Here is a 9,576-nt window from a genome sequence, read left to right on the forward strand (position 1 = left end):
GCTCACTCCGCCTCGGGCATCTCGGCCACGATCTCGCCGCCACGGCCGCGCGCGATTGCTTCGTCGAGCCGCGCGCGCGATCCGCCCGCGAGCCGCTCAACGCCGATCATCCGCGCCAGCTCGCGCGCCGGATCGGGTTCGTCGAGAAGATCGGGATGGCCGCGCACCACCGCCGCCAGCTCGGCGAGCGGAATGTCGGGGATGCCGCGACGCCCCTCCTCGTCGTGCGGCGGACGATAGGCGCGGACCTCGGTCACCGCGCCCGGCTTCCAGATGAACTCGCCGCTCGACTCATACGTACGGTCGAAGTCGCGCAGGTGCATATCGATGCGCTCGCGGATCTTGCCACCGGTGCGCAGCCAGCCGTGCGCGCGGGCAATGCGCTGACAAAGGATGTCCGTGCGCAGCGGGCTCTCGGTCTCGATGACGGCGGCGACCATCGCGCGCAGCGTGTCGCGATAGGAGAACTCGTAGAAATGATCGGGCTGCGCCGCGAAGCCGCTCAGGTCGGTGATGCGATAAGTGTCGTAAGGCGCCATCGCCGTAGCGGCAGCCGCGATAGGCGTGACGATCAGCGGCACCTCAGCGGAGACCAGCTCGACCTCGATCGACGAAGGCGCGGGCGCTTCAAGTTCGGCCGTCGCCACGGCTTCGTCGTCGCGGATGCCTTCGATCCCCTGAACCTCACGCCCCATATCCCAGTTCGCGGTGACGCCAGCCTCGGCTCCCGCCGCAGGCTCGGCACGGCTTGCGTCAAGCAGCGCCTGCAGCGCGACGTGCAGCCGATCGGCGCAGCCGGCGGCATCGTACCACCAATCGGTCGACCAGACGCGCAGCATGTTCCAACCAAGCCCGGTCAGCACCTGCTCGCGCACCTTGTCCCGGTCGCGCGCGGTCGCGGCGCTGTGATAGGATGCGCCATCGCATTCGACGCCCGCGAGATACGCACCTGCCAGATCTGGATGCCGCACGCCGAGATCGATGCGAAAGCCCGAAATGCCGACCTGCGGCACGACGACCCAGCCGCGCTGTTCAAGCTGCGCCGCGACTGCTTCCTCGAACGGCGAGTCGAAGCTGCCGACCGAGCCCAGGTTTTGCGCAGGCAGCGCGATTGCGCCGCGTTCGGCATAATCGAGGAAGGTCTTTAGGTGCGTGATCGCCAGCCCCTTGGCGCGCGTCGGGTCGATCTGGTCGGCGGTGAAGCCCGAAAACACGATCAACTCCTGCCGCGCGCGCGTCACCGTCACGTTCAGCCGCCGCTCGCCGCCGTCGCGGTTGAGCGCGCCGAAATCCATGTTTGCCTTGCCCGCGGCATCCTTCCAGAAGGTGATCGAGAACAGGATGACGTCGCGCTCGTCGCCCTGCACGTTCTCGAGATTCTTGACGATCGTCGCCTCGACGCGCTCGTCGGCGAAGAACCACTCGAGCGCGGGATCGTCGCGCCGCGCGGCGTCGAGCAGGTCGAGGATCAGAGACTGCTGCTGCGCATTGAAGGTGATTATGCCGAGCGTCGGGCGGCTCTTCTCCGGCAATTCGAGCCAGCCGCGCATCCGCGCCACCGCCTCGTCCGCGACTGCCTGCGCCTCGATCCGGTTAGTGCGGCTCTTGCCGCGATCATAGACGCCATGCGGCACCTTGCGCAGCCGCACCGCGCGATCCTCGACCTGTGGCGAGGGGAAGGTGACGAGCCGGTTCTGGTAATAATGGTGGTTCGAGAACGCGATCAGCGACTCGCTGCGGCTGCGATAATGCCAGCGCAGGTCGCGGACCGGGATGCCCGACGCCTTGGCCTCGTCGAGGATGCTCTCCATGTCCTTCTCGTGATCGGCGACGTCCTCGTCATCGTCGTTGCTGCCAAAGAAGTTGGTCGGCGGCAGCTGCTTGGGATCCCCGACAATGATCGTCTGCCGCCCGCGCGCGATCGCGCCAACCGCGTCCCAGGTCGTGATCTGCGAGGCTTCGTCGAAGATCACCACGTCGAACAAAGCCTGGTTGGGCGGAAAATATTGCGCGATCGACAGAGGCGACATTAGCATGCACGGCGCGAGCTTCGAAAAGCTTTCGGGCATCTTGCCGATCATGTCGCGGATCGACTGGCTGGGGCGCTGCAACTCCATCTGATAGCGCAGCAGGCCGAGCTCGGAATTGCGCGGCACGCTCTGCACCGTCGGTAGGCCGTGCGCGATCGCGCCGATCACGTGGCCGGTGGCGTGCGCGCGGACGAGATCGTCGATCTCGCGGAATTCGGCGATCGCATTCTCGTGCTGGAAACGGCGGAAGTCGCGCAGCACCGGATCGCCGTCGAGCACCGGCGGCAGCCACCAGCGCGCATAGCCGAGCCGGAATGCCGCGCGCGCCTGATCGGGCGGCACCACGCCGCGCTCGATCTGCTCGACCAGTGCGCCGAGCCCGGCGGCGAGCGCGCGGTTGCGGGCCCGGCACCACGTCGTCCAGTCGCGCAGCAGGTGCCGCGCCTCGACGAGGTCGGCCAGTGCAGTGGACAGAGTGGCAAGCGCGTCGGGTGTCTCGTTGATCGCGACGATACGCCCGGCGGCCTCGGCGAAGCGCGCGCGCGCGTCTTCGAAGCCCTGCCGCGCCGCGAGTAGCTTCGAACCCGCCTGCCAGATCGCATCGCCCTCGTTGCGAGCGGCGAGCGTGGTGGCGACGCACTGCGTCACCCTTTGCACGACGTCCGCATCGCGACCGCCCAGCCGCACTGCGCTGCGTAGCCGCCCGGCGCGCTCGAGAATGTCGGCGATCACGGCGGGATCGGTGTCGAGACCGGCGACCGGCAGCGGTCGCTCGGCGAGCGGCGTGCGGTCGATCGTCGCGAGCTGTTCCTTCATACGGCGCAGCTGCGGCAGGTCGTAATCGGGCCGCGTCGTGCCGCTCTCGGCATAGCTCTGCAGCATCCGCGTGACCTTGCGCCGGCCGAGCGCCGAAAACGGCCAGAACGACGCGCCTGCCTCGCGCCACTGGCGATCGAGAGCGTCATGATCGAGGCTGCGCACCTGTGCGGCCGAGAAGCCGGCGGCGAGCTGCCGCTCGGCGTCGCGATAGGCGGCGATCGCCGCTCCCAGCGCCGCGAGATCGTCGGCGGTGCGCGCGAAATCAGCATGAAAGGCGATCGAGAGGTCGCGTTCGCGCCCGCCCTCCAGCGCTTCGGCGAGCGTCGCTAGCGCGACGACCTCGGGCAGCACCGGCTGACCGTCCGCCACGAGACCCAGTACCCGGCGATACGCATCAAGTGCGCCCGCCAGCAGATCGACAGCGTTGCGCAGCGACTGCGCGGCGGCGAGCACCTCCTCCTGTCGCGCCGTGCTCAGCTCCTCGATATCCACCAGGTCGAGCGCCGGCCGCCGTTCGACCGACGCGAACACCAGCCCGATTTCCCCGGCAAGCATCTCGAGCGCGCCGAGCGTCTCTGCGTCTTGCGTCACGCCCGGCGCCCAGTCGAACACCGGCGCCGGCGCATCGGCGGCGCGCAGCGCGATGCCGAGCGCCAGATACGGCGTCCAGCCGTTGGGGTAAGGCCGGTGCAGCGCCTCGACATAGGCGTTGAGCGTGTCGCGGCGCAGCTTGAGCCGATTGTTGACGGCAACCCACTCGGCCGGATCTACCTGCGCGCCATGCTCCCAGGACGCCTTGAGCTGCGCGAGGAAATGCTTCCGATCGGCCTTGTTCGAATGGAGTTCGACGCAGTGATCGCCCAGCCCATGCTCGCGCAGGCGGCGATAGACGACGTCGAGCGCCGCGGTCTTCTCCGCAACGAACAGCACCGTCTTTCCGACCCCGAGGCAATTGGCGATCATGTTGGCGATCGTCTGGCTCTTGCCTGTGCCCGGCGGGCCGACGATTACGAAGTCATGTCCCTCAGCGGCGGCGAGGCTCGCCGCGGTCTGCGAGGAATCGGATGGGAGCAGGCTGATGATGGCGGCCGGCGCATAGACGCGGTCGAGCTCGGTTTCGTCGCGGAATACCGACTGGCCTTCGCCGCCGGCAAAGGCCCGGTCGGGCGTGTCGATCAGATGCCGCACGACGCGGTTCTCGCGCAGCGCCTCAGTGCGCTCGACCAGATCCTTCCACATCAGGAACTTGGCGAAGCTGAAGGTGGAGAGCGCGGTCTCGTCGAGCACTTCCATGCCCGGCACGTCACGCACCGCCTGGCGCATCATCGCCAGTACGCGCGGCACGTCGATGCCGCTGTCATCGCGCGGCAAATCGCCGCCGAACTGGGTGAGCTTGAGGTCGAAATCGCGTTCGAGAAATTGCAGCAGGGTCGCGTTGAAACGCGGCTCGTCCTCGTGGAAGCGCAGGCGGAACGGTGCGCTGGCGCTGCGGCGCTCGAGCTTCACCGGGATCAGCAGCAGCGGCGCACGATAGCTGCGCTCGTCCTCGGGCTTCTTCTTCCAGCGCAGGAAGCCGACCGCGAGGAACAGCGTGTTCGCGCCGCCCTCGGCGAAATCGTTGCGGACCTGGCGGTGCAGGTCGATCAGTCGCACCTCGAGCTCGCCGCGTCGAGCGGCGACGGCAGTTCGTCGCGTGCCAGCGCTTCGGCTGCAAAGCCGCGCTGCAGGTCGCGGCCGTGAACCTCGCGATAGAGCCCCGCATCGCGCTCGCCGAGCGGGTTCTGCTGCGGCAGGGATACGATCTGGATCGCCGCGCCATCCGCCAGCCGATCCTCGAGAAACGCGACGTCGGTGCACAGAAACGGGATCGTCTTCTTGGACGCGGGGAAGTTGAGCAGCCGGTTGCGCAGCGTCAGGTCGAGCAGCTTCTTCTGCCAGCGATCGACGCGGCCGGCGGCGGTGGTCGGCTTCTCCTCGACCTGAAGATCGGGCAGATCGTTGAACGAGGGCGCCGCAGGCAGTGCGAGATCGGCGACCGGCGCAGCTTCCTCGTCACCAGCATCGTGCCGCACCGCCTCGTGCGAAGCGAGCGGAGTGATGCCGCCGCTGCGTGCGCGCCGTACGTCGATCGCGGCAACGAAGGCATGCGCCTCGTCCTCGCTCATCCGGTGATCGAGCGCTCGCTGCGCTGCGTCCATCGCCATCGCCGGACGGTGCGTCACACCAGTCGTCTCGAACACGATCAGCTCACGCGAGGCGAGCGCCTTGCGAACCTCCATCTGATCGGTTTCGATTGTGTTGCCGAAGGTCCGTTTGGTCAGCCAGACGCCGACCGCGGCATGGCCCTGGAACATCAGGATCACGGGATAGAGCCCGGCACTCTCCAGCGCCGCGGCGAACATCAATGTCGTGTCGAGGCACGTGCCGAGCCGTTCGTCAGCGATCGTCGCGGGGCGGCGCACTTTCTGCCCGCGATCCTCGAAGCTGGCGGGCGGCTCCGCATAATGGATGCCCATGCCGACGATTGCCGAATAGATCGCGGCGGTCAACATGAACGCGCGCTGCGGATCGCCCGACTGATAGCCGTCGAGCCCGCTCGGATGACCATGCTCCGCCAGCCGATCGGCGGCGCTGCGCAGGACGCGCGCGACCGCGGGATCGTTGGGCATCACGAAAGCGGGCAGCAGCTGCGCCATGTCGGCGACCCCGCCCCATTCGTCGCGCGCCAGCAGGCGCACTGGGAAGCGCTGCTCGTCCAGTACCGCGTCGCCTACCGACAGCCTCAGCGCAATCTCGCCGCGCTCGGCCTCATTCAGCCCGGCGAGATAGTCGGCGTCCAAATCGACCCTTCGATCGCCGAGGAGCAGGCTGTCGCCGGGTGTAAGCCGATCGATCGTCCAGGATTTAGAACGCAGGAATGTGGGCGAGGATATGAGCTCAAGCCTACAAGTCTCGTGATGTCCACCGCCTACATTTTCGATCCTGATTGAGCGGATGACGGGAATAGCGTTCTGATAAGACGCGTAAGTGAAGCTTCCGGCGATATCTGCAGCGATGATCGGGCCGCTTGCCCCGATTCCGTCGAGACTTGCTTGACCGAGCTCTTGCTCGCCAGAATCGTGCATAAATTCCACCCCCATCAGCGGGCACGCTAACTAAAGGCTTTCACTTAAAGAAGCCCGAATCGCGTTCTCTATGGGCCCTTCATCGCAACAAGAACTGTAGTCCCGGTCATCACGCTGCCGTCCCTACTACGCAACTTATGATTTTGAAGCGAATGGCAGCTTTTTGGGGCCGGTCTCATTGTCGCCGAACGACTGGTTCGAGGCGCGAAGCAGACCCAATCTGCGTGCATGACACGAGAGGATTTATCTCGCGCTAGGTTTATTCCACACGGATAGCACGCTCATATTCTTAGGTTTTAGCGATGCACGTGCCTCTGTAAGCGAGATGTCTGCTTCCTAAAAGCGATTCAAGCGCATCCCATCGTAGTCAAGCGTAGTAGGAAAAGCCGTCCCCATTCGGGGATTATCTTAATTCATTGATTTTAACAGATAAATGGTGCTGCCGGAGGGGATCGAACCCTCGACCTCAGCCTTACCAAGGATGCGCTCTACCACTGAGCTACGGCAGCACTCGCCGGCTGGGTGGCCGGGCGGGAGGGGCCTATGTGCTTGGGAGTTCCCGATTGTCAACCCGAAGCGACGCGGTCTATCCCATTCGGCATGAATGACGCGGAAAAGAAAGCGCGGCTGGCCGAGGCGCTGCGGCAGAATCTGCGCAGGCGCAAGGCGCAGGCCCGCGCCCAGGAAAGCGAGGACGTGCCCGACGACGCGCCTCAGCGCGTGCGGACCCAGTCCCCGGCTTCGTGACCCAGATCATAGGCGCGATCGATGATCGCGTGCGGCCCCATCAGATAGATCGCCATCGTGACCGCACCGGCGAAAAACCACATCAGGCGATTGGAGCGCATTTCCCCACTAACCATAGCCGTTCGTCCCCACTCAGCAGGGGGCCGACCACGGCCAGCACCTGCGCATGGTAGGCATTAAGCCATTCTAGTTCCCGGCTGGTTAGCAGGGATGGTTTAATAAGTGTTCGCTCGATCGGCGCGAAGGTGAGCGTCTCGAAGCCGAGCATGGATTGTTCCGCACCCGAAATCAGTTGCTTGACGACGAGCACCAGATTCTCGATTCGGATGCCGAATTCGCCCGCTTTATAGTAACCGGGCTCGTTCGACAGGAACATGCCGGCCTTGAGCGGCTCAAGGCTCTGGCCGCCGGGATAGAAGGGCTGGGCAATGCGCTGCGGCCCCTCATGCACCGAGAGATAGGCGCCCACGCCGTGGCCGGTGCCATGGCCGTAGTCGAGCCCGACTTCCCACAGCGGGCGCCGCGCGAAGCTGTCGAGCTGGGCGCCGGTCGTGCCTTCGGGGAAGACCGCGGTGGCGATGGCGATATGGCCCTTGAGGACGCGGGTGAAGCGGTCCTTCATCTCGTCGCTGGCCTCGCCCACCGGCATGACGCGCGTCACGTCGGTCGTGCCGTCGGCATATTGGCCGCCCGAATCGACCAGATAGAGCTGGCCGCGCTCGATGGACAGGCTCGATTCGGGCGTAACCTTGTAGTGCGGGATCGCGCCGTTGGGGCCGGTGGCGGAGATGGTGTCGAAGCTCAGATCCTTGAGCACGCCGGTCTCCTCGCGGAACGCCTGGAGCCGGTCGGCGGCGGACATCTCGGTGAGGCCGCCCTGGGGCGCCGTTTCCTCGAACCATTTGAGGAAGCGCACCAAAGCCGCGCCGTCGCGGGCCTGGGCGGCCTTCTGGCCGGCGATCTCGGCGGGGTTCTTGAGCGCCTTGGCGAGCACGACCGGATCGCGCGGGCTCAGGATCTTCGCGCCGCCCGCGTCGAGCGAATCGAAGATCGCGGCGACCGCGCGCTCGGGATCGGCGGCGACGCGCTTGCCCTGGAAGCCCCGCAGCGCGGGCGCGAAGGCGGCGCGGTCATGGATGCGGATCGCGTTGCCCAGATGCTGGCGGACTGCATCGGTCACCTTTTCCGGCGCGACGAACAGGTCGGCGGTGCCGTCGGCATTGACGATCGCATAGGCGAGCGCGACCGGGGTGTGGGCGACATCGGTGCCGCGGATGTTGAACGCCCAGGCAATCGAATCGAGCGCGGAGAGAACCACCGCGTCGGCCTTGCGCTCGGCCAGCCAGTCGGCGATCTCGGCGCGCTTGGCGGCGGAGGACTTGCCGGCCGCCGCATCGTCCTGGACGGCGAGGGTGGCGCCCGAAGGCGCGGGCTTGTCGGGCCAGACGGCGTCGATCGGGTTGGTATCCACCGCGACCAGCTCGGCGCCCTTCTCGGCCAGCGCCTTGCGCGCTTCCTCCACCCAGGCGCGGGTGTGCAGCCACGGGTCATAGCCGATGCGGCCGCCGTCCGGCGCATGGGCGCCCAGCCAGCCCGACACGCTGGTCGCCGGCACGCCGACATATTGCCAATCGTCGGCCGAGACCTGCTGGCGAACCTGGAGCGTGTAGCGCCCATCGGTGAAGATCGCGGCTTCCTGGGGGAGCACCACGGCGGTTCCGGCCGATCCCTGGAAGCCGGTCAGCCAGGCGAGGCGCTGGGCATAGGCGCCGACATATTCGCTCATATGCTCGTCGGTGAGCGGGACGACGAAGCCGTCGAGGCGGTCGCGCTTCAACTGCTCGCGCAGGGCCTGGAGGCGATCGGCATAGCTGGACATGGGTGCACCTTCCATTGTGCGAAATGCTTGCCCGACTCCATTTGGGGAGCCGGACGGTATCGCGCCAGATTGCAGACGATCCGGCGTTTTGGAAGGCATTGGGCCGGATCGATATTTGAATTGGGAGAGAACGGCCGCAAAAATCTGTCGTCACCCCGGCCGAAGTGCCGGGGTTCACTTATCCTCCAGAGAGCCCTTCACGCCTCCAGCTTCTCTCCCAGCATCCCGGTGGACCCCGGCACTTCGGCCGGGGTGACGAGGGAGGCGGATCGGCGCCGTCCCAGGGCTCAGCGGCAGCGTTTCTTCGCGGTGATCGTGCGATCGACCGCGCGGCCGCCCAGCGCGCCGCCGACGCCGCCCGCCGCGGCGCCCAGCAGGCCATGGCCGATGATCGCCGGACCCGCGACCACGCCTATCACGCCGCCGGCGATCAGGCCGGCCGTGCCCTTGGAGCGGCGGCACTTCTTGTAATGGCGCGTGCTCTTCGCCTTGTAATGCTTGCTCGATTGGTGCGTGCGGGTCTGCGCCTGGGCCGCGCCGGTCGGCACGGCCATCGTGGCGGGAAAGGCGAGCGCGACGGCACTCAGCGTGGCGATGATCTTGCGCATGGGAGGAGCCCTATCTGTTCGTTGTCGAGAGCATCAACAAGGATAGCGCCCCGGAGTTGCATGAACCCGAAACAACATCCCGTTCATGCGGATCGCTTTGGGGCCGTCCCGCATTTTTGGAAGGATGATAGCCGACGCGCACCCTGGAGTACCCGGACCCCGTGAACGATTGCGCGGCGCGATCGGCGCGCTTGCCGTGCAGGGCCTGCTGGGCGCGCTGCTGTTCGGCGGGCTGGCGGTGAAGGGCAGCGAAGGCTCTCCGGCGATGCGCGTGCTCGATTTCGCGCTGCCTTCCCCCACGCCGACGCCCGAGCCCAGGGCGAGCAGGGCGCCGGCCCCACGGTCCCGGGGGGCGGGCCGCCGCCCGA

Annotated in this window: 6 protein-coding genes, 1 tRNA gene and 1 pseudogene; 2 read left to right on the forward strand and 6 right to left on the reverse strand. The window is 66.7% G+C overall.

Going from position 1 to position 9,576, the window contains the following annotated elements; translation table 11 throughout:
- Positions 1 to 2: 2 nt before the first annotated feature.
- From HB724_RS16735 to HB724_RS16740, 3 genes are all read right to left on the reverse strand, one after another.
- Positions 3 to 4,502: a DUF3320 domain-containing protein gene (locus HB724_RS16735; protein WP_346344748.1), complete on the reverse strand. Its 4,500-nt coding sequence runs from the start codon at positions 4,500 to 4,502 to the stop codon at positions 3 to 5.
- Positions 4,493 to 5,974, reverse strand: a complete 1,482-nt coding sequence (locus tag HB724_RS20540) for a DUF4011 domain-containing protein (RefSeq protein ID WP_256731581.1) — start codon at positions 5,972 to 5,974, stop codon at positions 4,493 to 4,495. Before HB724_RS20540 ends, HB724_RS16735 begins: the two co-directional genes overlap by 10 nt.
- A gap of 434 nt (positions 5,975 to 6,408) precedes the next feature.
- Positions 6,409 to 6,483 (reverse strand) — tRNA-Thr (locus HB724_RS16740).
- A 91-nt stretch (positions 6,484 to 6,574) separates the two neighbouring features.
- Between HB724_RS16740 and HB724_RS16745 the strand changes: the two genes are divergently transcribed.
- Entirely contained in the window at positions 6,575 to 6,721 is a 147-nt protein-coding gene (locus tag HB724_RS16745; protein WP_213982089.1) for a hypothetical protein, read from the forward strand.
- On the opposite strand, the gene HB724_RS20545 is transcribed toward HB724_RS16745, so the two are convergent.
- From HB724_RS20545 to HB724_RS16755, 3 genes are all read right to left on the reverse strand, one after another.
- Entirely contained in the window at positions 6,688 to 6,822 is a 135-nt protein-coding gene (locus tag HB724_RS20545; RefSeq protein ID WP_256731582.1) for a hypothetical protein, read from the reverse strand. The genes HB724_RS16745 and HB724_RS20545 overlap by 34 nt on opposite strands.
- Entirely contained in the window at positions 6,804 to 8,600 is a 1,797-nt protein-coding gene (locus HB724_RS16750) for an aminopeptidase P family protein (protein ID WP_213982090.1), read from the reverse strand. The genes HB724_RS20545 and HB724_RS16750 overlap by 19 nt, the downstream gene beginning before the upstream one ends.
- Positions 8,601 to 8,887: 287 nt before the next feature.
- Entirely contained in the window at positions 8,888 to 9,208 is a 321-nt protein-coding gene (locus HB724_RS16755) for a hypothetical protein (protein ID WP_213982091.1), read from the reverse strand.
- A gap of 169 nt (positions 9,209 to 9,377) precedes the next feature.
- Between HB724_RS16755 and HB724_RS16760 the strand changes: the two are divergent.
- Positions 9,378 to 9,576, forward strand: a pseudogene (locus HB724_RS16760) (energy transducer TonB); the annotation flags it as partial.

This window comes from Sphingomonas sp. dw_22 (assembly GCF_018449795.1).
GTDB lineage: Bacteria > Pseudomonadota > Alphaproteobacteria > Sphingomonadales > Sphingomonadaceae > Sphingomonas.